At 58.7% G+C, this 259-nt stretch carries 1 protein-coding gene and 1 pseudogene; both read left to right on the top strand.

Annotated features, from left to right (window positions below; genetic code table 11):
- Positions 1 to 157: pseudogene (locus tag V5P19_RS23905) on the top strand (phage portal protein); the annotation flags it as partial.
- Positions 142 to 259, top strand: a 118-nt coding sequence (locus tag V5P19_RS24760) for a hypothetical protein (protein WP_369077406.1), incomplete at its 3' end; no start/stop codon positions are given. The pseudogene V5P19_RS23905 and the gene V5P19_RS24760, both read left to right, overlap by 16 nt.

Here is a 259-nt window from a genome sequence, read left to right on the forward strand (position 1 = left end):
GTTCTGGAACGTCATGGGGCTGACGGTTCACAAGACGCGCCTGCTGACCTTCGTCGGCCGGCCGGTGCCTGATCTGCTGAGGCCGGCCTATTCGTTCGGCGGCGTCTCGCTGTCACAGATGGCGTACCCCTATGTCGAAAATTGGCTGAAAACCCGGCAGGGCTCAATGCTTCCTCGGAAGGTGAGTTGCGGTCGTTCTATGACTGGATACACAGCTTCCAGGAGAAGCTTTACCGGCAGAACCTGCATGCCCTTATGG

The organism is Enterobacter sp. UNJFSC 003 (assembly GCF_036903355.1).
GTDB lineage: Bacteria > Pseudomonadota > Gammaproteobacteria > Enterobacterales > Enterobacteriaceae > Enterobacter.